Annotated in this window: 16 protein-coding genes; 6 read left to right on the forward strand and 10 right to left on the reverse strand. The window is 69.9% G+C overall.

Annotated elements, in window-relative coordinates; translation table 11 throughout:
* Positions 1-4: 4 nt before the first annotated feature.
* The 4 genes from gltB to VEB62_RS15095 all read right to left on the reverse strand — a co-directional run bounded on the left by gltB (position 5) and on the right by VEB62_RS15095 (position 8210).
* Positions 5-4489 carry a glutamate synthase large subunit gene (gltB, locus tag VEB62_RS15080; protein ID WP_324801490.1) on the reverse strand — a complete coding sequence of 1495 codons (4485 nt, stop codon included), beginning with the start codon at positions 4487-4489 and terminating at the stop codon, positions 5-7.
* On the reverse strand, positions 4486-5919 hold the full coding sequence (locus tag VEB62_RS15085) for an NAD(P)-dependent oxidoreductase (RefSeq protein ID WP_324801492.1): 1434 nt from the start codon (positions 5917-5919) through the stop codon (positions 4486-4488). The genes gltB and VEB62_RS15085 overlap by 4 nt, the downstream gene beginning before the upstream one ends.
* A 144-nt stretch (positions 5920-6063) precedes the next feature.
* Entirely contained in the window at positions 6064-6744 is a 681-nt protein-coding gene (locus tag VEB62_RS15090; protein ID WP_324801495.1) for a TorF family putative porin, read from the reverse strand.
* Positions 6745-6848: 104 nt separating this feature from the next.
* Positions 6849-8210, reverse strand: a complete 1362-nt coding sequence (locus VEB62_RS15095; RefSeq protein WP_414642059.1) for an ammonium transporter — start codon at positions 8208-8210, stop codon at positions 6849-6851.
* Positions 8211-8602: 392 nt separating this feature from the next.
* On the opposite strand from VEB62_RS15095, the gene VEB62_RS15100 reads away from it, so the two are divergent.
* The 3 genes from VEB62_RS15100 (at position 8603) to VEB62_RS15110 (ending at position 10402) form a co-directional block, all read left to right on the forward strand.
* Entirely contained in the window at positions 8603-9571 is a 969-nt protein-coding gene (locus tag VEB62_RS15100; RefSeq protein ID WP_324801500.1) for a hypothetical protein, read from the forward strand.
* A 23-nt stretch (positions 9572-9594) separates the two neighbouring features.
* A complete protein-coding gene (locus VEB62_RS15105) occupies positions 9595-10167 on the forward strand; it encodes a fasciclin domain-containing protein (protein WP_324801502.1) in 573 nt (190 codons plus the stop codon).
* Positions 10168-10267: 100 nt separating this feature from the next.
* The gene (locus tag VEB62_RS15110; protein WP_324801505.1) at positions 10268-10402 is read left to right on the forward strand and encodes a hypothetical protein; all 135 of its coding nucleotides are present in this window, start codon (positions 10268-10270) and stop codon (positions 10400-10402) included.
* A 93-nt stretch (positions 10403-10495) separates the two neighbouring features.
* Here the strand turns inward: VEB62_RS15110 and VEB62_RS15115 are convergent, their stop codons facing one another.
* The 5 genes from VEB62_RS15115 to tpiA all read right to left on the reverse strand — a co-directional run bounded on the left by VEB62_RS15115 (position 10496) and on the right by tpiA (position 18751).
* The gene (locus VEB62_RS15115) at positions 10496-12499 is read right to left on the reverse strand and encodes a calcium-binding protein (RefSeq protein ID WP_324801508.1); all 2004 of its coding nucleotides are present in this window, start codon (positions 12497-12499) and stop codon (positions 10496-10498) included.
* A 150-nt stretch (positions 12500-12649) separates the two neighbouring features.
* Positions 12650-15631, reverse strand: a complete 2982-nt coding sequence (locus tag VEB62_RS15120; RefSeq protein WP_324801512.1) for a beta strand repeat-containing protein — start codon at positions 15629-15631, stop codon at positions 12650-12652.
* A 104-nt stretch (positions 15632-15735) separates the two neighbouring features.
* Entirely contained in the window at positions 15736-17388 is a 1653-nt protein-coding gene (gene pyrG, locus VEB62_RS15125; RefSeq protein WP_324801514.1) for a CTP synthase, read from the reverse strand.
* Between the two features lie 89 nt (positions 17389-17477).
* Positions 17478-17912, reverse strand: a complete 435-nt coding sequence (secG, locus tag VEB62_RS15130; protein ID WP_324801516.1) for a preprotein translocase subunit SecG — start codon at positions 17910-17912, stop codon at positions 17478-17480.
* Positions 17913-18001: 89 nt separating this feature from the next.
* The gene (tpiA, locus tag VEB62_RS15135; protein WP_324801518.1) at positions 18002-18751 is read right to left on the reverse strand and encodes a triose-phosphate isomerase; all 750 of its coding nucleotides are present in this window, start codon (positions 18749-18751) and stop codon (positions 18002-18004) included.
* A gap of 142 nt (positions 18752-18893) precedes the next feature.
* Between tpiA and VEB62_RS15140 the strand changes: the two genes are divergently transcribed.
* Together VEB62_RS15140 and trpE are read left to right on the forward strand one after the other, a co-directional pair.
* A complete protein-coding gene (locus VEB62_RS15140; RefSeq protein ID WP_324801521.1) occupies positions 18894-20810 on the forward strand; it encodes a peptidylprolyl isomerase in 1917 nt (638 codons plus the stop codon).
* Positions 20807-22321: an anthranilate synthase component I gene (trpE, locus tag VEB62_RS15145; protein WP_324801524.1), complete on the forward strand. Its 1515-nt coding sequence runs from the start codon at positions 20807-20809 to the stop codon at positions 22319-22321. The genes VEB62_RS15140 and trpE overlap by 4 nt, the downstream gene beginning before the upstream one ends.
* On the opposite strand, the gene VEB62_RS15150 is transcribed toward trpE, so the two are convergent.
* Positions 22297-22491: a peptidoglycan-binding protein gene (locus VEB62_RS15150; RefSeq protein WP_324801527.1), complete on the reverse strand. Its 195-nt coding sequence runs from the start codon at positions 22489-22491 to the stop codon at positions 22297-22299. The two genes, trpE and VEB62_RS15150, sit on opposite strands and share 25 nt — an antisense overlap.
* A gap of 104 nt (positions 22492-22595) precedes the next feature.
* Between VEB62_RS15150 and VEB62_RS15155 the strand changes: the two genes are divergently transcribed.
* On the forward strand, positions 22596-23186 hold the full coding sequence (locus tag VEB62_RS15155) for an anthranilate synthase component II (protein WP_324801530.1): 591 nt from the start codon (positions 22596-22598) through the stop codon (positions 23184-23186).
* Position 23187: the final 1 nt, after the last annotated feature.

A 23187-nucleotide genomic window follows, 5' to 3' on the forward strand; every position in this document is an offset into this window, starting at 1 on the left:
CCGGTCAGGCGCGCCGGACGCTCACCGAGAGCCGCTCTTCCGCCAACGGCAGGATGTGGCTGAACCCGGTGACCGCCTCGGGCCACCGCTCGAGCAGGCGGAGCGCGATCGGGGAGCGGGTTTCGGCGGCGTGGCGGGCGACCAGGTCGTGCAGGCGCACGGCGGCCTCGCCCATCACCTTGCCCGCAACTACCGAGGCCGCGTTGAGACGGCCCTGCGCGGTTCCCTCGGGATCGTGGATGAAGGCCTCGCCCCCGGACATGCCGGCGCCGAAATTCCAGCCCGTCGAGCCGAGGATCACCACCACCCCGCCGGTCATGTATTCGCAGCCGTGGGCGCCGCAGCCCTCGATCACCGCCGTCGCGCCCGAGTTCCTCACCGCGAACCGCTCGCCGGCCGCACCGGCCGCGAACAGCGCGCCGGAGGTGGCGCCGTAGAGGCAGGTGTTGCCGATCAGGGCCGCACCGGCCGCCCAGGACGGCGGACGGACGATGATCTCGGCCCCCGACAGCCCCTTGCCGACATAGTCGTTGGCCTCGCCGTCGAGTTCGATGCGCAGACCCTTCATGCCCCAGGCCGCCAGAGACTGGCCGGCGGCGCCGCGCAGGTTCAGGGTCAGATGGCCGTCCGGCAGGTCCTTCCCGAACCGCCGCACGATGTGCGACGAGGTCCGCGTGCCGATGGCGCGCTGGGTGTTGGCCACCGCATAGGTCAGCTGCATCTTCTCGCGCCGCTCGAGGAAGGGCGTGGCGTCCCGCTCGATCTGGGCGTCCAGCGCGTCGGGCACGGCGTTGCGCGGCGCATCGGCCGGGCGCCGCTCGTCGCCCTCCCCCACCCGCACCAGCAGCGGGTTGAGATCGAGGTCGTCCAGCTGGGCGCCGCCGCGCGACACCTGGCGCAGCAGGTCGGTGCGGCCGACCGCCTCGTCCAGCGACCGCAGACCCATGGAGGCGAGCACCTCGCGCGTCTCCTCGGCGATGAAGCTGAACAGGTTGACCACCTTGTCCGCCGTGCCGGTGAACATGGCGCGCAGCCGCTCGTCCTGGACGCAGACGCCGACCGGGCAGGTGTTGGAGTGGCACTGGCGCACCATCAGGCAGCCGACCGCGATCAGCGAGGCGGTGCCGATGCCGAACTCCTCGGCGCCCAGCATGGCGGCGACGACGATGTCGCGCCCGGTGCGCAGGCCGCCGTCGGTGCGCAGGCGGACGTGACCGCGCAGGCCGTTCAGGCTCAGCACCTGGTGCGCCTCCGACAGGCCCAGTTCCCACGGCAGGCCGGCGTGCTTGATCGAGCCGAGGGCGGAGGCCCCGGTGCCGCCGTTGTGGCCGGCGATCAGGATCACGTCGGCCCGGGCCTTGGCCACACCCGCCGCGACCGCGCCGATGCCGGACTGGGCCACCAGTTTCACCGTCACCCGGGCGTCGGGATTGATCTGCTTCAGGTCGTAGATGAGCTGGGCCAGGTCCTCGATGGAATAGATGTCGTGGTGCGGCGGCGGCGAGATCAGGCCCACCCCGGGCGTCGAGTGACGCATGCGGGCGATGAATTCGGTGACCTTGAAGCCGGGCAGCTGCCCGCCCTCGCCGGGCTTTGCGCCCTGGGCCACCTTGATCTCGATCTCGCGGCACTGGTTCAGGTATTCGGCGGTGACGCCGAAGCGGCCGGAGGCGATCTGCTTGACCGCGCTGTTCGGATTGTCGCCGTTCGGGCGCGGATGGTAGCGCTCGGGATCCTCGCCGCCCTCGCCCGAGACCGAACGGGCCCCGATACGATTCATGGCGATGTTCAGCGTCTCGTGCGCCTCGGGCGACAGGGCGCCCAGCGACATGCCGGGCGTGACGAAGCGCTTGCGGATCTCGTTGACGCTCTCGACTTCCTCCAGCGGGACCGGCGCGGCCTCGCGGAAGTCGAGCAGGTCGCGCAGGGCCACGGCCGGCAGTTCGCGGGCGCGGCGGGAATAGGCCTTGAACCGCTTGTAGTCGTTGCGGGTCGTCGCATCCTGCAGGCGGTGGATCATCTCCGCGTCCCAGGCGTGGGTCTCCTCGCCGGCGCGGACACGATGCGCGCCGCCGATGCGCAGGCCGGGCCGGGAGGTGCCGAAGGCCCGCTGCCCCCGGGCCGCCGCCTGCGTCTCGATCCCCGCCAGACCCACGCCCGAGATGCGCGAGGTCATGCCCGGGAAGAATTCGGCGACCAGGGCGCGGCTGAGGCCCAGCGCCTCGAACTCGCAGGCGCCGCGGTAGGCCGAGATGACGGAGATGCCCTTCTTGGCGAGAATCTTCATCAGCCCCGCCTCGACGGCGGTCTTGTGGTTGAGGCAGGCGTCCCGGAGCGTGAGGCCCGGATAGCGGCCGCCGTCGAGCCGTTCGAGGAAGCTCTCCTGGGCCAGCCAGGCGTTGACCGCCGTGGCGCCGCAGCCGACCAGCACGGCGAAGGCATGGGCGTCGATGGCCTCGGCCGAGCGCACCACCAGCGAACAGAAGGTGCGCAGGCCCTCGTCGACCAGCCGGCCATGCACGGCGGCCGTGGCCAGGATCATCGGGATCAGGACCCGGGTCCCGTCTGCGCGTTCGTCGGTCAGGACGATCAGCCCCGCGCCGCCCCGGGCCGCCGCCACCGCCTCGTCGCGAATGCGATCGAGCGCGGTCTTGAGCGCCTCGCCGGGCCGGGCGTCCGGCGCGGGCGCCGGGAAGGTGCAGTCGATCACGGTGGTCGAGCCGGCCCCCACGACGTCCAGCATCCGCTCGTACATGCCGGTGGTCAGAACGGGACTGTCCAGCACGAAGACCTGGGTCTGGGTCTCGTCCTGGGCGAGGATGTTGCCAAGATTCTTGAACCGGGTGCGCAGGCTCATCGCCCCCGCCTCGCGCAGGGAGTCGATCGGCGGGTTGGTGACCTGGGCGAAGGCCTGGCGGAAATAGTGGGAGAAGGGCCGGGTCTGTTCCGACAGCACAGCGGGCGGGGCGTCATCGCCCATGCTGGCCACGGCCTCCTTGCCCTCGCCGGCCATGGGATCCAGCAGGGCGTCGATATCCTCCTGGGTCCAGCCGACGGCGGCCTGGAACCGGGTCAGGGCCTCGCCGGTCAGGCCGCGGGGTTCAGGGCCTGGGCCGATCCGGGGCTCCAGCTCGACCATATTGGACAGCCAGTCGCGGTAGGGATGCTTCGCCGCCAGCCGGTCGATGGTCTCGGTCTCGTCATAGAGCCGTCCCGCCTCCAGATCGACGGAAATCATCCGGCCGCCGCCGATGTGCAGGCGGCGGGCGATGCGATCGTCGGAGACGCCGGTCATGCCGGCCTCGGAGCCGCAGATCAGCAGGCCGTCGGTGGTCTCGGCGGCGCGCAGCGGCCGCAGCCCGTTGCGGTCCTTGCCCGCCAGGACCCAGCGGCCGTCGGTGGCGCAGATGGCGGCGGGACCGTCCCACGGCTCCATCACGGCGTTGCAGTAGGCGTAGAGCGCCCGATGGTCGTCCGAGATCAGGCCCTCGATCGGCGCTTCCGGGATCAGCAGCGCCTTGACCATGGGCGCGGGACGTCCGGCGTGGACCAGGACCTCGAAGACATTGTCCAGGGCCGAGGAATCCGAGCCGCCGGCCTGGATGACCGGCTTGACCGTGGCGTCGTCGGCCCCGAAGGCCTCGGCGGTCATGCGGATCTCGTGGCTGCGCATCCAGTTGGCGTTGCCGCGCAGGGTGTTGATCTCGCCGTTGTGGGCCAGCATCCGGAACGGCTGCGCCAGCCGCCATTCGGGGAAGGTGTTGGTCGAATAGCGCTGGTGGAACAGGGCGACATTGGCCTCGACCCGGACATCGTTGAGGTCCGGATAGAAGTCAGCCAGCGCCTCGGCCAACATCATTCCCTTGTAGATCACCGAACGGGCCGACAGGGAGCAGATGTAGAAATGCTGCAGGCCCGCCGCCGTCGCCCGGGCCTCGATGCGCCGGCGCAGCAGGTACAGGGCCCGCTCCAGCTCCTCGCCGGTCAGACCCTCGGGAACGCGGAGCATGATCTGCTCGATCTCGGGACGGGTGGCGGCCGCGCGCTCGCCCAGCACCTCGACCCGGGTCGGCACCTGGCGCCAGCCGTACAGCCAGAAGCCGGCGGCCAGCACCTCGCGCTCGACGATGGTGCGGGCGCGTTCCTGGGCCCCGAGGTCGGCGCGGGGCAGGAAGATCATGCCGACGGCGATGGGGCCGGCGCCGGGCTCATGGCCGGCGTCGCGCACCTGGGCCTCGAAGAAGGCGCGCGGCAGGCCGATCAGCAGGCCCGCGCCGTCCCCCGACTTGCCGTCGGCGTCGACGGCGCCGCGGTGCCAGATGGCCTTCAGCGACTTCAGGGCGAGCTCGACCACCTCGCGCCGGGGCCGGCCGTCGATGGCCGCGATCAGGCCGACGCCGCAGGCGTCCCGCTCGGAGGCCGGATCATAGGCGTGGGCGTCGATCAGCGTCTGGCGATCGGCCTCGTACTGACGGGGATCGAAGCTCATGCCGCCACCTGTTCACGAGAGGTCAGCCAGGCGTCGATCTCGGCCGCCGCGTCCTGTCCGTCCTTGACGGCCCAGACCACGAGGGAGGCGCCGCGGACGATGTCGCCGGCGGCGAACACGCCCTCCAGCGTCGTCGCCTTGGTGCGCCCGGCGGTGCGGATGGTCCGCCAGTCGGTCAGGGCCAGATCGGGTTCGGCGAACAGGGCCGGCATGTCCTCGGGCTCGAAGCCCAGGGCCTCGATGACGAGGTCGGCGGGCAGGTCGAATTCGCCGCCCGGCACGGGCTCGACGCTCCAGCGGCCCTCGGCCGACTGGGCCGCCAGCGCCATGCGCTGGGCCCGGACACCGGCAGCGCGGCCGGCCTCGCCGAGCACGGCGCGGGGGGCGGCCAGCCATTCGAACACGACCCCCTCCTCCTCGGCGTGAGCGACCTCGCGGGCGCTGCCCGGCATGTTGTCGCGGTCGCGGCGATAGAGGCAGGTGACCGAGGCCGCCCCCTGCCGGACGGCGGTGCGGACGCAGTCCATCGCCGTGTCGCCGCCGCCGATGACCACGACGCGGCGACCCGAGGCGTTCAGGGCGCCGCTGTCGAAGGCCGGAACGGCGTCGCCGAATCCCTTGCGGTTCGAGGCGATCAGATAGTCCAGCGCCGCGACCACGCCCTCGGAGCCGCAGCCCGGAGCCGTCAACCGCCGCGCCTGGTAGACGCCGGTGGCGATCAGCACCGCGTCATGGGCCGCCCGCACCTCGGCGAAGGGAAGGTCGCCCCCGACGTCGACGCCCAGCCGGAAGACCACGCCGCCCTCGGCGAGGCGGTCCAGTCGGCGCTGCACCACCGGCTTCTCCAGCTTGAAGCCGGGAATGCCGTAGGTCAGCAGGCCGCCCGCGCGGTCGTGCCGGTCGTAGATCGTCACCGCATAGCCCGCCGAGCGGAGCCGGTCCGCCGCGGCGAGCCCGGCAGGGCCCGCCCCGACGATCCCCACGGAGCGGCCGAGCTCGACCAGCGGCCGGACCGGCGTGACCCAGCCATTCTCGAAGGCCATGTCGCCCAGCCAGCGCTCGACCGAGCCGATGGTCACCGTCTCCCAGCCAGACTGTTCCAGGGTGCAGGCCCCTTCGCAGAGACGGTCCTGCGGGCAGATTCGGCCGCAGATCTCGGGCAGGGTCGAGGTGGCTTCGGACTGTCGCCAGGCCTCCTCGAAGCGGCCCTCGGCCGCCAGTTTCAGCCAGTCGGGGATGTTGTTCTCCAGCGGACAGCCGGTCTGGCAGAACGGCACGCCGCACTGGGCGCAGCGGCTGGACTGCACCGTGCCGGCCGCGACCGCGAAGTCGTTCTGAATCTCTCCGAAATCGCGGATGCGTTCATCCGCCCGCGCCTTCAGGGGCGCGGTTCTCGGGGTGATGACAAAGGTCTGGTTCGCTGACGCCACTGAAGTCCTCTTCGCAACTGCACAAGGCTAGGGAGCGAGAGCTCTCTTGGCAACTTACGTGCGCAGAATGCGCGAATAATCGTATTCAAAGCAAAATACATCCCGGCAAGGCCATCAAACAGCATGACCTTGCCGGGATAGCCGTCAGAAGGTCGCCTTCAGCCCGACCGTCACGCGGTCGTCCGACAGCGGCCCGTCCACATCGGTGTCATGGAACCGTGCGTCGACGGCCAGATAGTCCGTCAGGGCGTAGGCCACTCCAACGTTCCAGGTCGTGTAGTCGTCGTTGACGTCCAGCGCCTGGTGGCCGACGGCGGCGGTGAGGGTCCACCTGTCAGCCGGCGTATAGGCGATGTTGCCCTCGACATAGGTGGCTTCGTCGTCGACCCCGAAGAAGTTCGGCGACCAGAACACCACGGCGCCGGCGGTGACCGGTCCGATGGCGCGCGATGCGGCGGCCTTCAGTTCCACATAGTCGTAGTCGGAAACCGCCGGGGCGCTCGGGTAGATATAGACTACAGCCCCGACGTCCAGCGCGAAGCCCGCGGCCTCAGTGCGGTAGCCGCCGTAGAAATCCACCTCGGCGTCGGTCTCATCGCCGAAGTCGACGTTCGAGGCCCATGCGCCCGCGTAGAAGGAGCCGGCCGTCAGATCGACGCCGGCCTGGAGGGCCGGATCCTCGTCGGTCTGGCTGAAGCCCCGGAAGACATAGTCGCTGACCACGCCGACATTCCAGGCGACCTGGGGTCCGTCCTGGGCCGAGGCGCTGGATGCGGCCAGCAGGGCGCCCGCGGCGGCGGCGCAGGCGAAGGTGGTTCTCATCATCGATATCCCCTCTGTTTTTGATGGTTGTTGAGACGCACGTTTACTGGTGGCGACGCGGAGAGGCGTCTCCGCGTCGCCGGGATCATGGGCGCTGACAGGCGCCCTCAGGCCGCGTCCATCACTTCGCCGTGGAGGTGGCCGTCGAGTCCTTCGACCTCCTCCTGGGCGCTGACCCGCAGGCCGGTCGTGAACTTGCACACGATCAGGATCACGAAGGTCGCCACGGCGCTCCAGCCGATGGTGACGCCGAGACCCCAGGCCTGTTTGGCGACCGTCGCGCCCTCGGCCACGCCGTTGACGGCGGCAGAGGCGAACACGCCGGTGAGCAGGGCTCCGAGGATGCCGCCCGCGCCGTGAATGCCGAAGGCGTCCAGGCTGTCGTCATAGCGCAGGAGCTTCTTGATCCAGACCGAGGCGGCGTAGCAGACCGGTCCGGACGCCAGGCCGATGATGACCGCGCCCTTCGGATCGACCAGGCCGGCCGCCGGCGTGATGGCGACGAGACCGGCGATCAGGCCCGACAGGGCGCCGATCAGGGACGGCTTCCGCTTTTCCATGACCTCGACGATCTTCCAGGTCAGTGATCCGGCCATGGCGGCGAGAATCGTATTGAGCAGGGCCACGGAGGCGATCGAGTCCGGGGTCCAAGCCGAGCCGGCGTTGAAGCCGATCCAGCCGACCAGCAGCAGGCAGGCGCCGATCATGGTCAGCACCGGATTGTGCGCCACGATGGGCGACTGGCCGTAGCCCTTGCGGGCGCCGAGGAAGATGGCGCAGACCAGACCGGCCACGCCGGCGTTGACGTGCACCACCGCCCCGCCCGCGAAGTCCAGCACGCCGGCCGCGCCGAGGAAGCCGCCGCCCCAGACCCAGTGGCAGATCGGCGCATAGACCAGCAGCGTCCACAGTCCGGTGAACAGCAGCAGGCCGGAGTATTTGATCCGTTCAGCAAAGGCGCCGGCGATCAGGGCCGGGGTGATGATGGCGAAGGTGAGCTGGTAGGCGATCCAGAGATATTCCGGCAGGCCGGGCGTCAGGCTGTGGGCCGTGGTCGGCGTCACGCCATTGAGGAAGAAGGCCTCAAGGCTGCCGATGTAGGTCTGCACCGTCTCGCCGGAATAGCCGGCGATCGGCTGGCCGATCCCGAACGAAAGGGAGTAGCCGGCGACGAACCAGGCCAGGGTGACCACGGCGGCCACGCCGAGCGACTGGGTGATGGTCGCGATCACGTTCTTGCGCCGGACCATGCCGCCGTAGAACAGCGCGAGGCCCGGCAGGGTCATCAGCAGGACCAGGGCGGTCGAGGTCAGGATCCAGCTCGAGGCCGCGCCGTCGAGGGCGAGGGTCGTCTGATGCGCCAGAAGCGCGGGTGCAGGCGCCGCGGGCGCGGCCGCGGCAGTGGTTGTGACGGCCAGGCCGGCCAAGGCAAGGGCGACGGCCCCGGTTAGTCCGCTACCAAGTCGCATCGTTCAATCCCCCTGAACAATATTACGCAGATGCAAAATGTTTACCGCATTTGCGAAATAGGCAAGTGGGCGGACAAAGTTTGTTGGAAATTTCTTCTCCTGCAGCGGAGATCACACAGGCGAGTTGCAAAAAATACCCCGCCTGGTAGCCCTTGCGGCTAATCTATAGCGGGAAACGTGGCATTCGCACTCGCAATATTCGAGGCGTTCGCGAACCCTCCGATCTCTCAACTGGTCAGAAGCCGATGCCGCGGTTTCGAGCCGCACGCCGCACGCCGCCAGGACCGGGCCGGTGTCTGCTCCGGCGGGTGGCGATCGTGGCGGCCTCCCGACCCCGACCGGAACAGTGTCGGCTTACAGACGTTTCAGGGGCCGCTCGACGAGAGGTTTCCATGAACAAGATCATCCCGACAGCCGCCGCGCTCGCCCTGGCGTTCAGTCTGCCACACGCGGCCATGGCGCAGAACGGCCACGGACAGGGCGGCGATCACGCCCGCCAGGACAAGGGCGGCGGCCGCGGCGCCGAGGCCCGGCCGGAGAAAGGGCGGAGCGGCGGCCAGGACGGCGCGGCGTCGGAACGCGGCCGCGCCGCCGGTCAGGCCGCCCGGCAGACGCCGCCGCCAGCCCGGGATGCGGTGCGACGGCCCGACTCTCCCGGTCCGGGGCAGGGCCAAGGCCGGAGTCAGGGCCAGGGGCGCGACGATGACGATCGGCCGGGCCAGAGCGACCTGCGGACGACGACCGTGGTCGCGGCCGCCGGGACGCCGGTGACGGTGTTCCGTGTCGAGCGGGACCGCGGGCTGATCGCGGGCTGCCCGCCGGGGCTGGCCAAGCGCAACAACGGGTGCCTGCCTCCCGGGCAGGAACGCCAGATCGCGCGCGCCCGCTATGACTATCTGTGGAGGTCGCGGAACGACGACTGGCTGTATCGCTACGACGACGGCTATCTGTACCGGGTGGACCGCACGGGCTCGGTGATGGGCTGGCTGCCGGTGCTGGGCGGCGCGCTGTTTCCCGGCGCCGTATGGCCGACGCAATACGCCTATCAACCGGTCCCGACGTACTATGCCGAGTACTACCGGCTGAGCGCTCCCTACGACTACCGCTATGCAAACGGGGCGCTGTATGGCGTCGATCCGAGGACGCAGGCGATCACCCAGGTCGCGGCCCTGCTGACGGGCCAGCCGATCACCGTCGGGCAACCGATGCCCGTGGGCTATGACGTCTACAATGTGCCCTACGCCTACCGGAGCCAGTACGTCGACAGCCCGAACGGCCTCTATCGCTACAGCGACGGCTACATCTACCGGGTCGACCCCACCACCCAGCTGGTCCAGGCGGCCATCCAGCTGCTCACCTGAACCGCGCGGCAGGAGACATCGATATGCGAACCATCATGCGCCGGGCGCTGACGCCCCTCGCCGTCATCATGCTCGCGGCCTGCGGCGGCGGTGACGACAAGGCCGGCGGGGAGAAGGCCGAACAGGCCCAGCCCTCGTCCCGCACGCTCGCAGCCACGCTGCAGGCGGCGGCAGGCAACGACACCTTGGGCGAGGTCGTATCGAACGCCGGCCTGACCGGCGTCCTCGAGGGGGTCGGGCCCTACACCGTGTTCGCGCCGACCGACGCCGCCTTCACCACGGGCGCGCCGGGCGCCGACTTCACCGACGAGACCATGCGGGCCCAAAGCGCGGCCCTGCTCCGGGCCCATATCGTTCCGGGCGCGCTGAGCCGGCAGGATATCGCGGCGGCGATCGAGCGGGCCGGAAACGGGAGCGTCGAGATGCGCACCATGGCGGATGGACTGCTGACGTTCACCCGCGACGGCGAAGCCATCGTCGTCACCGCCGGGAACGGCGCCCGCGCCCGTCTGACGGGCGAGGAGGCCGTGGCCAGCAACGGCGTGCTGCAGCCTGTGGACGGCCTGCTGGTCAAGCCGGACACGCCGGCGACCTAGCTCCCCTCCCGGCGCGGCCGGCCTGCAGTCGCACACCAGCGTTCTTGCACTGCAACATGAACGGCGTCATAGTTGTGGCGGAGGGGCTGGAGGCCGACACATGTTCGACGCTCTACGCTGCGCCTGGAAAGGCCATATATTCGTCGACAGCCGCAGCCAGCCGGGCACCCAGGTCTGCGTGCGCTGTCGCCAGCGCAAGCCGTTCGAGGGCCTCGAACCGCGCAAGCCGGATTGATCCCCGGGAAATCCGCGCCGTCCGGCCTGAACCCGTCGCCACCGGACTGGATGTGACCGACCCGGCCAGCGGTCGGCGAACCGTGCGAACCGCCTAGACGTCGTTCCACGGGCTCCAGGGATCGACGAGGGCCGGGGGGAGGTCTCCGTCCCAACGGGCGCCGTTCAAGACGGAGGCCGGTTCTGGCCCGGGCTCCGCCAGCGAGGCCGCCGGAGCCGGCGGCGGCGGGGTGATGTCCAGCTCCGTGCCGTCGCTGAAGCGGATCCGCTCGATGTTGAACAGGGTGTCGATGCCGTCGCGGCCGACCACGCTGTCGCCGATGGTCACGTACCCGTTTCCGGCCTGGATGGTGTAGTCGGCGCGGACCCCGGACATCACGACCGTATCGACCCCCGCGCCGCCGTTGATGCCGTCGTCGCCGCCCCGGCCCGAGAAGGTGTCGTTCCCGGCTCCGCCCCTGAGGACGTTGTTCAGGGCGTTGCCCACGCCGCTGAAGGCGCCCGAGCCGGTGTAGATCAGCTCTTCGAAATTGGCGCGGAGCGTGTAGGCGGACAGGGCGGTCTCGACGAAATCCACCCCCTCGCCGGCGTTTTCGATCAGGGTGTCGCCGGCCACGGAAACCACATACCGGTCATTGCCCAGGCCGCCCTGCATCTGGTTGGCGGCGCCCGAGCCGCCGATCAGCCGGTCGTCCCCGGCCATCCCGACCAGCACGTCCGCGCCCGCCCCGCCGTCCAGGACGTTGTTGGCGCCGCCGCCGAGCAGCACGTCGTTGAAGGCCGAGCCGAGGATGTTCTCGATGTCGACCAGGATGTCCTGACCGCCCTCGCCGTCGTTGCTGGCGCGGCCGTTGGCGATCGAGACGGTCACGCCGGCCCCGACAGCGGCGTAGTCGGCGGTGTCGGCCTGTCCGCCGCCGTCCAGGCGGTCGTTCCCCGCCCCGCCGCGCAGCACGTCATTGCCGACCGCGCCGAAAAGGCTGTCGTCGCCCGCGGCGGCATTCAGCGTATCGACGCCCGCGCCGCCGAAAAGACTGTTGGCCCCTGCATTGCCCGTGCCCGTGAAGGCGCCGGCGCCGGTGAAGCGAAGCCCCTCGAGATTTTCGCGCAGGGTGTAGGCGGCCAGTGCGGTCTCGACGGTGTCCTGACCCTCGCCCGCCAGCTCGTAGACCGTGTCGCTGAGCACGGACACGACATAGAGGTCGTCGCCCAGCCCGCCCTGCATCTGGTTGGCCGCGCCGGTCCCGCCGACCAGCCGGTCGTTTCCGGCCAGGCCGATCAGCACATCCGCGCCGGTCCCGCCGGTCAGCGCATTGGCGCCCGCGTCGCCGATCAGCACGTCGTTGAAGGCCGAGCCGGTGATGTTCTCGATCCCGTTCAGGGTGTCGACGCCGCCGTCGCCGTCATCGGTGGCCATCGGCTGGGCCTGGTCGAGGGTGACGAAGACTCCCGAGGCCGCGTCGATGTAGCTGGCCGTGTCGAAGTTGGCGCCGCCGTTGAGCGTATCGTTCCCGGCGCCGCCGATCAGGGTGTCGACCAGGGTTCCACCCGCGAGAACGTCGTCGCCCCCCATGCCGTACTGGACGCCGAAGCCCGAGATGTAGTTGTCCTGCGCGTTCCCCCGGCCAATGGCGGCGGGACTGTATTGTTCACGCAAGGCATGGCTGAGCCCGCTGCCGAAGAATTCGACGTAGCCGTGGATCAGTCGCTCGACATGCTCGGGCAGGGTGACGTCGAACTGCTGGCTGTAGAGGGTGTCGGTTCCCTCCCCGGCGACCTCGACGGCGCCCGTCCCGGCGTAGATGTCATCGCCCAGGCCGCCGTAGAAGATATTCGGGCCGGCGATGCCGCCGGTCATTATGTCGTTGCCGGCGTGGCCGTAGACCGTCAGCGAGCCGGTCTGGACAACCCCGTAGAAGGCGACGCGGAAGGCGTTCAAATTCTGCCGGCCGTCGACGACGATGGTGAGCGGTTGGGACGACGCGGCGTAGCTGTTGAACCGGACCTCGTCGTAGCTTCCCGCTCCGAGATCAATCACGAAGGAATACTGGCCGTTATAGCCGTTGCTGTTGAGGTCGACGGTGTATCGGATGGGCATCGGATTTCTCCGCCTGAGAACCGCCTCTGACCAATGCGGCCCCCGCAATAGAACACCCGTGCGGGCGCGGCGGCAACGTCGTTATCGCGCGACGAGCCTCGGGGGCTGTTGGAGGCCCGGACGGCGGCGAGTTGCGCGTCTCCGATCCCGCTAGAAGCCCCAGGGGCTCCAGGGATCCGGGATCGCCAGGAACACGTCGTCGATCGGGCGGAGGCCCGCCGGAGCGAACAGGACCTCCGGCTTCGCCGCCGGCAGCTCCGTCGCCGCCGGAGCGGCGGACGGGGACAGTTCGATCACGGTTCCATCACTGAAGCGGACCCGCTCCACCCCGTACAGGATGTCGAGGCCGTCGCGCCCGCCGACGCTGTCGCTGATCGAGAAATAACCCGCACCCTCGTTGACGGCGTAGTCGGCCTGGAGGCCGGACATCACCACCGTGTCGACCCCTCCCGCGCCGCTGATGATGTCGTCGCCGCCGCGGCCGGACAGGGTGTCCGCTCCGGCGCCGCCGGCGATGTTGTTGTTCTGGGCGTTGCCGTTGCCGGTAAAGGCGCCGGAACCCGTATAGATCAGGTTCTCGACATTATTGGCCAGGGTGATGGAGGCCAGGGCCGTCTCGACCACGTCGGTCCCCTGGCCCGCGGTCTCGACGATCGAATCGCCCACGGCCGAGACCACGTAGCGGTCATTTCCGAACCCGCCCTGAAGGATGTTGGCGACGCCCGATCCGCCCATCAGCACGTCTTCGCCCTCGTAGCCGACGAGCGTGTCGCGGCCGAGGCCGCCGCTCAGCACATTGGCCCCGGCGTTGCCGACCAGCACGTCGTCGAAGTTTGAGCCGGTGGCGTTCTCGATGCCGACGTAGGTGTCGACTCCGCCGTCGCCGTCGTCCAGCACCTGGGTCTTGGCGAGCTCGACCCGTACCCCCCCGCCGGCCAGCGAGTAATCGATGGTGTCGCCGCCGGTCCCGCCGCCGGTGAAGTGATCATTGCCGGCCCCGCCCCGGAAGGTGTCGGGCCCGTCGCCTCCGATGAGGATGTCATCGCCGCCCATGCCCGACAGCAGGTCCGCCCCGTCGCCGCCCGTAATCTGGTTGGTCTGGCCGTTGCCGGTCCCGGTGAAGCCGCCGACGCCGGTGAAGCGCAGGTTTTCGACGTTGGCGTGCAGCGTGACCGAGGCGACTGTCGCCTCGACCGTGTCCAGGCCCTCGCCGGCGTTCTCGATGATGGTGTTGCCAAGGGAGTGGACCCGGTACAGGTCGTCGTGCTGGCCGCCAATCAGGGTGTTGGCGGCGCCGGCGCCACCGTCAAGGATATCGTTCCCGCCAAGGCCGACGAGCGTATCCGCGCCGAGGCCGCCCATGAGGAGGTTGGAGGCGCCCGAGCCGATCAGGGTGTCGTTGAACGCCGAACCCGTGACGTTCTCGATGCCGATCAGGGTGTCGGCTCCGCCATCGCCGTCATTCGAGGCGACGCCGCCGTTGAGGTTCACCGATGCGCCGGCGGCGGCAGTCACATACTCGACCGTGTCTATGCCGCCGCCGCCGTCGATCTGGTCATTGCCAGCGCCGCCGCGGAAGGTGTCGGCGCCTTGCAGGCCGACCAGGTGGTCATCGCCGCCCAGGCCGACCAGGACATCATTTCCGGTATTGCCCCGGATCATGTTGTTCAGGGCGTTGCCGGTTCCGGTGAAATGAGCTGTGTTTCCGCTCGGCGGCGTGAAGATCAGGTCCTCGAAATTGTCGCGCAGGGCGTAGTTCAGGGCCGTGGTGTCGACCGTGTCATGGCCCTCGCCAGCCTGTTCGATCATCGAGTCCCCGGCCGCCCGCGAGATGTAGTAGTCGTCGCCGAGGCCGCCCATCAGCGTATTGGCGGCGCCGAATCCGCCGTGCAGGACGTCATTCCCTTCGTAGCCGAACAGGGTGTCCGCTCCCCACGCGCCGGTCAGGTTGTTGGCCGCCGCGTTGCCGAGGCCGGTGTGCGGTCCGTCGCCCGTAAAGGCCAGATTCTCGAAATTGGCTTTCAGCCTGTAGGTGGCCAGGCCCGTGTTGACGGTGTCGACACCCTCGCCGGCGTTCTCGATCAGCGTGTCATTGGCGTTGACCTCGTACAGGTCGTCGCCAAGCCCGCCCTGTAACGTATTGGCGGCGCCCGGGCCGCCGACGAGGATGTCGTCGCCGCCGAGGCCGATCAGGTAGTCGGAGCCCGCGCCGCCCTCGAGACGGTTGTTTGAGCCCTCGCCGATCAGGACGTCGTTATAGGCGCCGCCGATCAGGTGCTCGATGCCGTCGAGGGTGTCCACGCCGCCGTAGCCGTTGTTGGACACCACGCCGTCGTTGAGATCGATGATGACGCCCTGCGTCGCATCCTCGAAAAGCGCGGTGTCCGAGCCGACTCCGCCCGACAACAGGTTGGCGCCCGCGCCTCCGGTCAGCCGGTCGTCGCCGTCGCCGCCGAACAACTGATCGCCTCCCGCCCCACCGTAGAGCGCGTCCGCATCCGCCTCGCCATGGAGCAGGTCGTCCGCCGACCCGCCGCGCAGAACATCGAACCCGGTCCCGCCATGGGCGTGGATGACGTTGATCGTCGCGGCGGCGTCCAGCCAGTCGTTGCCGCTGCCGCCGTCGAACTCGATCAGGCCCGTCATATCGGTGCCACCGAGGTCGCCGATCGTCAGCCTGTCATCGCCATTCGGCGTGTAGATGATGTCGCCGCCGCTCAGGTAGTAGGGCGGGTCGACCCAGTTATGCGACCCACTGTACCGGAAGCCCTCGACGCCTTGCATGGTGACGGTGGCCTGCAATGGCCCCCCACTGTGCGGCTGAGCCATGGTGAAGATCGCCTCGCCGCCGACTCCTGCGTGAAGCGAGAAGGTCTGCAGGCCGAACGTCTGGGTGCTGTCCTGGTAGGTCTCGAGGATCGGGACACGGACTTCGAGCAGATCGAAGCCATCGCCCCCGTCGATGACGTCGGAGCCGTCGCTGCCGCTGACATAAGGGTTGACGTAGTACAGGAAGAGATCCGCTCCATCGCCGCCGTTGAGCGTGTCGTTGCCTCTGTAGCCGGCGATGGTGTCGTCTCCGGCCGAGCCGGTGATCGTCTCGCTGGCGTTGGTGCCGTTATAGGTGGGCATGGTGGCGCTCCCGGCCGGATAGAAGGCGCATTGAACACTGTCCGCCGACTCACGCAACGGCGGTTAACGAAGCCGTGTTCCCGCGCAGGCGGTGCGGGACGTCCTCAGACCAGCCGGCTCTGCACCACGGCGGCCTCGATGAAGCCGGCGAACAGCGGATGCGGGGCGAACGGGCGGCTCTTGAGTTCGGGGTGATACTGTACGCCGATGAACCACGGATGGTCCTCGCGCTCGACCGTCTCGGGCAGGACGCCGTCGGGGGACAGGCCGGCGAAGGTCAGGCCGGCCTTCTGCTCGATCGCCTCGCGGTAGTTGATGTTGACCTCATAGCGGTGACGATGCCGCTCGCTGATCGTGGTCGAGCCATACATCTGCGCGATCTTCGAACCCGGCTTGAGGGTCGAGTCATAGGCGCCGAGGCGCATGGTGCCGCCCATGTCGCCGCCCTGCTGGCGCAGGACGCGCTGGTTGCCCTGGGTCCATTCGGTCATCAGACCGACGACGGGCTCGGACGTCGGGCCGAATTCGGTGGAGGAGGCCTTCGGATAGCCCGCCAGGTTCCGGGCCGCCTCGATCACGGCCATCTGCATGCCGAAACAGATGCCGAAATAGGGAATCTTGCGCGTGCGGGCGAAGCGGGCCGCCTCGATCTTGCCCTCCGAGCCGCGCTCGCCGAAGCCGCCTGGGACCAGCACGGCGTGGGCGCCCTGCAGGCGGGCCTCGCAGGCCTCGCGGTCGCCCTCGAAGGTCTCGGCCTCGACCCAGTCGATGTTGACCTTGACGTTGTTGGCCACGCCGCCGTGGTGAAGCGCCTCAATGAGGGATTTGTAGGCGTCCTTCAGCACCGTGTACTTGCCGACCACGGCCACGGTGACCTCGCCATCGGGGTGCAGCCGGCGGCGGGCGATCTCCTGCCAGCGGGACAGGTCGGGCGCGGGCGCGTCGGCGATGCCGAAATGGGCCAGCACCTCCGCGTCGAGCCCTTCCTGGTGATAGTCGAGCGGCACGGCGTAGATGTCGGCGGAGTCCATGGCCTGGATGACGCCGCTTTCGCGGACGTTGCAGAACAGGCCGATCTTGCGCTTCTCCTCCGGCGGGATCGGGTATTCGCAGCGGCACAGCAGGATGTCGGGCTGGATGCCGATCGAGCGCAGCTCCTTGACCGAGTGCTGCGTCGGCTTGGTCTTCATCTCGCCGGCGGTCTTGATGAAGGGCAGCAGGGTCAGGTGGACGAAGCAGCTCTGGCCGCGCGGCAGGTCCTGGCCCAGCTGGCGGATGGCCTCGAAGAACGGCAGGCCCTCGATGTCGCCGACGGTGCCGCCGATCTCGACGAGGACGAAATCGACCTCCTCGCCGTCGTCGGTCAGCGCGGGGGTCAGGCAGAACTGCTTGATCTGGTCGGTGACGTGCGGAATGACCTGCACCGTCGCGCCCAGATAGTCGCCGCGCCGCTCCTTTTCGAGGATGGTCGAATAGATGCGGCCCGTGGTGATGTTGTCGGACTTCGCCGCCGAGACGCCGGTGAACCGCTCATAGTGGCCGAGGTCGAGATCGGTCTCGGCCCCGTCGTCGGTGACGAAGACCTCGCCGTGCTGATAGGGGCTCATCGTGCCCGGATCGACGTTGAGGTACGGGTCCAGCTTGCGCAGCCGAACCTTGTAGCCGCGCGCCTGAAGCAGCGCGCCGAGAGCGGCGGAGGCGAGGCCTTTTCCCAATGAGGAAACCACGCCGCCGGTGATGAACACGTAACGGGCCATGGGAGATCACTCTACCGCTGATTCGAGCGGCGTATTGCGGAGACTATGAGGGCGGGAGAGGAAGGCGGGGATAAGGTCCCCGCCCACCCTTATTGCGCCGGCGCGGGCTGGGCCGGCGCCGGCTGGGCCGGTGCGGGCTGGGCGGCCGGAGCCGCGCTGCTCAGGAAGTCGTCGAGCGACGGACCGGCCGGCTGGGCCGGAGCCGTGGCCGGATCGGCGGCCGGAGCTTCCGAGGCCGCGCCCGGCGGGGTGGCGAGCGCGCCGATGGCGTCGCGGTCGGCGATCGACTGGCTGGAGCGGCTGATGTTGCCGACGATGGTCAGGCCGATGGCGCACACGAAAAACAGAACCGCCAGAACCCAGGTCGTCTTGGTCAGCAGATTGCCGGCCCCCCGCGCGGTCATGAAGCCCGAAGGCCCGCCGCCCATGCCCAGCGCACCGCCCTCGGAACGCTGAATCAGGATCACGCCGGCGAGCGCGATCGAAATGAGGATCATGGCGACGAGGAGAATGGTCTGGAGCATGGCAGCCGATATGTGTGGCGCCAGGCGGCGCCGATCAAGCGGCGGCGTCTATCATCGATGGGAAGCGGGGGCAAACGGGCTCTGCGGCGTCAGGCGGCGCGGATGATCGGCAGGAAATCAGCCGCCTTGAGCGACGCGCCGCCGACCAGGGCGCCGCCGACCTCGGGCACGGCGAGGATGTCGCGGGCGTTGTCCGGCTTGACCGAGCCCCCGTACAGGATGGGCGCCGCGGCGCTGGCCAGGCCCAGCCGCTCGATCATGGCGGCGCGGATGGCCCGGTGGACCGCCTCGATCTGTTCAAGCGTCGGCGTCAGCCCCGTGCCGATGGCCCAGACCGGTTCGTAGGCGACGGCGAAGTCCCGGCCGGTGACGGCGTGGGGCAGCGAGTTCATGACCTGGCCACGAACCACCTCGACCGCCTGGCCGGCCTCGCGCTGTTGCAGCGTCTCGCCGACGCAGACAATCGGGGCCAGCCCGGCCCGGACCGCGGCCTCGGCCTTGGCGGACACCAGCAGGTCGGACTCGCCGAACTCCTGGCGGCGTTCCGAATGGCCGACGATGACCAGACCGGCCCCGGCGTCCTTCAGCATTTCCGCCGACACGCCGCCGGTATGGGCGCCGCTGATCTCCGCCCGGCAATCCTGGCCGCCGACCTCGATCGCGCCTCCCCGGACCGCCGCGGCCATTCGCTCGACCAGGGTGGCGGGCGGGCATAGGGCGACGCGGCAGGCGGCGGGCCCATCGCCGAGCGCCCGACGCAGCGCCTCGACCTCGACCAGACTCGCGCCCAGGCCGTTCATTTTCCAGTTGCCGGCGATCAGCTTCACGGATTGTTTCATCGAGCCTGTCTAGGCGGAGGTTTTCGCCAAGCCAAGCCGTCCGGCGCCGAGGTGCGTCGCCATTGTCTTGCCGTGCCGCCCCGTCACCCCCTATAGGCCGAAGCGACTATCGTCGCCGCTCATCCGCCAGGACCGCTCGCCAATGATCTCCCTGTTCCGCAATTTCGCGAAATCGAAGTGGGCGATCGGCCTGCTGGTGCTCACCGCGCTCGGCCTGCTGGTTACGGGCGGGTCGCAGACGGACATTCTGGGCAGCCTGCAGGCGCCCAGGGTCGTCTCGGCCGGCGACCGCGGCCAGAGCCCGCAGGAGTTCCGCGCGGCCATGGACCGCCAGCTGGAGCAGATCCAGGCGCAGCAGGGCCGCGCCGTCACCTATGAGGAGTTGCTCGCCCAGGCCAACCTGACGGCTATCCTGAAGAGCCAGGCGGATCAGCTCGGCTTCTTCGCATGGGCGTGGAAGGCCGGCGTCCGGCCCGGCAACGAGTTGATCCTTCGCCAGATCCGGGCCATTCCGGCCTTCTTCGATCCGGTCACCCAGCAGTTCGACGAGAAGCTCTACGAATCCCGGCTGGCCGAAGCGAACATGACGCCGGAGCTTCTGGAGCAGGAAGCCCGGGACCAGTACAGCCGCGCCCACTACGGCTCGGCGCTGATATCCGGGATGCGCCTGCCGCGCATCTATGGCGCGGTGTACGCCAACCTGAATCAACAGACCCGCGACGGCCGCTGGTTCGTCCTGACCCAGGACATGGCCGGAACCGCGCCGCGCCCGACGGACGCCCAGCTGGCGTCCTTCATGAGCCAGAACGCCGCCGCCCTGCGCAACCCGGAGTTCCGGACCGGCTCCCTGGTCATCTTCGACAACCCGGCCGATCGGAACATCGCCATCAGCGACGAGAAGATCCAGGCGCGTTTCGACTTCCGCAAGGACGCCCTGTCCCTGCCCGAGCGGCGCACTTTCACCACCCTGACGGCGCCGACCCGCGCCGCCGCGGATCGGATCGCGAACGCCCTGCGCGCCGGTCAGGCGCCCGCCGCCGTCGGCGAGGCCAACGACCTGCAGCCGGCCGAGTACGCCGACACGCCGCGCAGCGCGATCAGCGACCCGGCGGTGGCCGCGGGCGTGTTCGGCCTGAACATCGGCGACGTGTCCGCCCCGGTGCAGGCCCGCGTCGGCTTCGTGGTCGCCAAGGTCACCGGGATCACCCCGGGGCGCGAGGTGACGCTGGCCGATGTCCGCGACCAGATCGTCGAGGAGCTGCGGGGCCAGGAGGCCCGCGGCGCCGTCGCCCGCCGGGTCGAGGCCTTCGAGGCGGCGCGCCGCGAGGGCAAGAGCGTCGAGGACGCCGTCCGTCAGGTCGGCGCCCGGATCGTTCCGATCCCCGCCGTCAGCCGCGAGGGCCGCACCCCCGCCCGCCAGCAACTCAACGTTCCGACCCCCGTGCTGGACGCCATGTGGAAGCTGACCGAGGGGCGGGCCAGCGAACCGACGGGGCTTGGCGAGGGACAGTATTTCGTGGTCCGCGTCGATGACGTCGTCCCCGCCGCCATGCCGGCGCTCGACGACGTGCGCGAAGCGGTGACCAGCGGCTGGATCGCGCGCGAGAACGTTCGCCTGCTCTCGGCCCGTTCCGACGCGCTCATGGCGCGCCTCCGCGCGGGCGAGGACATCGCGGCCGTCGCGGCCTCGGTCGGCGCGACCGTCACCAGCCACACCGGCGCCAAGCAGGATCAGGCGACCGCCGAGCGCCTCGGCCAGGGCGTGATGGCCGGCCTGTTCAACACCCAGCGGGGCCAGCCGTTCGCGCAGCCCCAGTCCGAGAACAGCATCGCCATCGGTCGGGTCGACCGCATCGTCGCGCCCACGCCGGCCCTGGTGGTCGACGAAGCCGAGCAGTGGCGGGCCCGCCTCGGCGCCGCGACGGGCGACCCGCTGTTCGCGGCCGCGGTGGCCGCCGCCGCGGAACGCATGAAGGCGACCCACGACGAGGCGCTCGCCCGCCAGGCCCTGGGAGTCACGGCGACGCCGGCGGCGCCGGCGCGACCCGCGGGGCGATGACCCCGGACGCGGGTTCGTCGAGGGCCGACTTCGCCGCCGGCTGGTCCCAGGGTCGGCCCCGGGTCGTCGTGCGCCGCCTCGTGGACGACCTGGAGACGCCGGTCTCGGCCTTTCTGAAGGTCGGCCACGGCCGCATCCACGCCTTCCTGCTGGAATCGGTCGAGGGCGGCGCCGTCAACGGCCGCTATTCGATCATCACCCGCGAGCCGGACGTCGTCTGGCGCTGCCGCGACGGTCGGGCCGAGCTGGCGCGGGGCGCGGGCGTGGCGGCCGGCGCCTATGTGGCTGAAGCGGGCGATCCGCTGGCGTCGCTGCGTCGGCTGATCGCAGCCTCGCGGCTCGAGCTGCCGGGCGACCTGCCGCCGATGGCCGCCGGCCTGTTCGGCGTGTTCGGCTATGACATGGTGCGGCTGCTCGAGCCGCTGGGACCGCCCAACCCCGATCCGCTGGACCTGCCCGACGCGGTGCTGACCCGGCCGGCGCTGGTGGCGATCTTCGATTCGGTGAAGCACGAGATCGTGCTGGTCTCGGCCGCCTACCCGGACGGCGGCCTCTCCGCTGACGCGGCTTTCGACGCCGCCGTGGCCCGGCTGGACGCGTTCGAGGCCGAACTGCGCGCCCCCCTGCCCGCCATCCCCGCACCGGTGGAGGCCGCCGTCCCGCCGTTCCGCTCGGCGGTGGACGAGGCGGCGTTCGGCGCGATGGTGGCCCGGGCCAAGGACTACATCGCCGCCGGAGACATTTTCCAGGTGGTGCTGAGTCACCGCTTCGCCGCGCCGTGGACGGGCGATCCATTCGCCTTCTACCGCTCGCTGCGGCGGCGCAATCCGTCGCCCTATCTGTTCTTCCTCGACTTCGGCGAGTTCCAGCTGGCCGGATCGAGTCCCGAGATTCTGGTGCGGCTGAAGGACGGCCGGGTGACGATCCGCCCGCTGGCCGGCACCCGGCCGCGCGGCGAGACGCCGGAGGCCGACCAGGCGCTGGAGGCCGAGCTGCTCGCCGATCCGAAGGAGCTGGCCGAGCACCTGATGCTGCTGGACCTGGGCCGCAACGATGTCGGCCGGGTCGCCGCGCCGGGCACGGTCAGGGTCACCGAAAGCTTCAAGGTCGAGCGCTACAGCTCTGTCATGCATATCGTTTCCGACGTCCAGGGTCAGGCCGACCCGCGGCTGGACGCAGTGGACACCCTGCTGGCCGCCCTGCCCGCCGGGACCCTGTCGGGCGCGCCCAAGGTGCGGGCGATGGAGATCATCGACGAGCTGGAGACCGAGAAGCGCGGCGTCGGTTACGGCGGCGGCGTCGGCTATATCTCGGCCGGGGGCGAGGCCGACATCTGCATCGTGCTGCGGACCGCCCTGTTCGCCGGCGGCAAGATCCATGTGCAGGCCGGCGCGGGCGTCGTCGCCGACAGCGATCCGGCGGCGGAGTACGCAGAGACGAAAGCCAAGGCCCGGGCGCCGATGGGCGCGGCGGAGGACGCCTGGCGCTACCCGTTCGGGAACGCGGGCTGAGCGGCCGACGGCTCCTCGAACCGGACGCCCGGTCCCAGCACCATGATCCCGGCCATCATCACCGCCGCCGTCGCCGCGAGGGCGGCCGCCCCGAGCGCCGCCCAGGGGTTGGCGCGCCGCACCGGCGGCGTCAGCAGGAGGCGCGCCCTGTCGATCCTGATGTCGGCCATGCAAGCCCCTCCCTCGAAGGCCCCACTTCGGCCGATCGTGGTTAACGAACGCTTACCCCAACGTCTGCTTGGCGCGGCGTCCGGCGCCGACTAGAAGCCAAGGCATGATCCTCGTCGTCGACAACTACGACAGCTTCACCTGGAACCTGGTCCACTACCTCGCGGAACTGGGCGCGGAGACGCGCGTGGTGCGCAACGACGACCTGACCGCGGCCGAGGCCTGGGCGCTGAAGCCCGAGGCGGTGCTGCTGTCGCCGGGGCCGTGCACGCCCAATGAGGCGGGCATCTGCCTGGCCATCCTGGACACCGCCCCGCTGGATATGCCGATCCTCGGCGTCTGCCTCGGCCACCAGGCCATGGGGCAGGCGTTCGGCGGCGACGTGATCCGCGCCAAGAGCCTCATGCACGGCAAGACCTCGCCGATCGAGCACGCGGGCCGGAGCGTCTTCGCCGGCCTGCCCTCGCCGTTCACGGCGACGCGCTACCACTCGCTGGCGGTGAAGCGCGAAACCCTGCCGGACGTGCTGGAGGTGACCGCCTGGACCGCCGACGGCGAGATCATGGGGCTGGCCCACCGGACGCGGCCGATTCACGGCGCGCAGTTCCACCCCGAGTCGATCGCCACCGAGCACGGCCACGACCTGCTGGCCAACTTCCTCGACCTGGCCAACATCAAGCGCCGGGCGATGGTCTGAG

It is taken from the genome of Brevundimonas sp., from assembly GCF_035626975.1.
Classification (GTDB): Bacteria; Pseudomonadota; Alphaproteobacteria; order Caulobacterales; family Caulobacteraceae; genus Brevundimonas.

What these genes read in the sequence shown, in the direction of transcription:
- VEB62_RS15110 (WP_324801505.1), top strand. Translation starts at nt 10,268, where the DNA reads ATGTTCGACGCTCTACGCTGCGCCTGGAAAGGCCATATATTCGTCGAC.
- VEB62_RS15120 (WP_324801512.1), bottom strand. Translation starts at nt 15,631, where the DNA reads ATGCCCACCTATAACGGCACCAACGCCAGCGAGACGATCACCGGCTCG.
- VEB62_RS15115 (WP_324801508.1), bottom strand. Translation starts at nt 12,499, where the DNA reads ATGCCCATCCGATACACCGTCGACCTCAACAGCAACGGCTATAACGGC.
- VEB62_RS15140 (WP_324801521.1), top strand. Translation starts at nt 18,894, where the DNA reads ATGATCTCCCTGTTCCGCAATTTCGCGAAATCGAAGTGGGCGATCGGC.
- VEB62_RS15155 (WP_324801530.1), top strand. Translation starts at nt 22,596, where the DNA reads ATGATCCTCGTCGTCGACAACTACGACAGCTTCACCTGGAACCTGGTC.
- secG (WP_324801516.1), bottom strand. Translation starts at nt 17,912, where the DNA reads ATGCTCCAGACCATTCTCCTCGTCGCCATGATCCTCATTTCGATCGCG.
- tpiA (WP_324801518.1), bottom strand. Translation starts at nt 18,751, where the DNA reads ATGAAACAATCCGTGAAGCTGATCGCCGGCAACTGGAAAATGAACGGC.
- VEB62_RS15150 (WP_324801527.1), bottom strand. Translation starts at nt 22,491, where the DNA reads ATGGCCGACATCAGGATCGACAGGGCGCGCCTCCTGCTGACGCCGCCG.
- VEB62_RS15090 (WP_324801495.1), bottom strand. Translation starts at nt 6,744, where the DNA reads ATGATGAGAACCACCTTCGCCTGCGCCGCCGCCGCGGGCGCCCTGCTG.
- VEB62_RS15095 (WP_414642059.1), bottom strand. Translation starts at nt 8,210, where the DNA reads ATGCGACTTGGTAGCGGACTAACCGGGGCCGTCGCCCTTGCCTTGGCC.
- trpE (WP_324801524.1), top strand. Translation starts at nt 20,807, where the DNA reads ATGACCCCGGACGCGGGTTCGTCGAGGGCCGACTTCGCCGCCGGCTGG.
- VEB62_RS15105 (WP_324801502.1), top strand. Translation starts at nt 9,595, where the DNA reads ATGCGAACCATCATGCGCCGGGCGCTGACGCCCCTCGCCGTCATCATG.
- pyrG (WP_324801514.1), bottom strand. Translation starts at nt 17,388, where the DNA reads ATGGCCCGTTACGTGTTCATCACCGGCGGCGTGGTTTCCTCATTGGGA.
- VEB62_RS15100 (WP_324801500.1), top strand. Translation starts at nt 8,603, where the DNA reads ATGAACAAGATCATCCCGACAGCCGCCGCGCTCGCCCTGGCGTTCAGT.
- gltB (WP_324801490.1), bottom strand. Translation starts at nt 4,489, where the DNA reads ATGAGCTTCGATCCCCGTCAGTACGAGGCCGATCGCCAGACGCTGATC.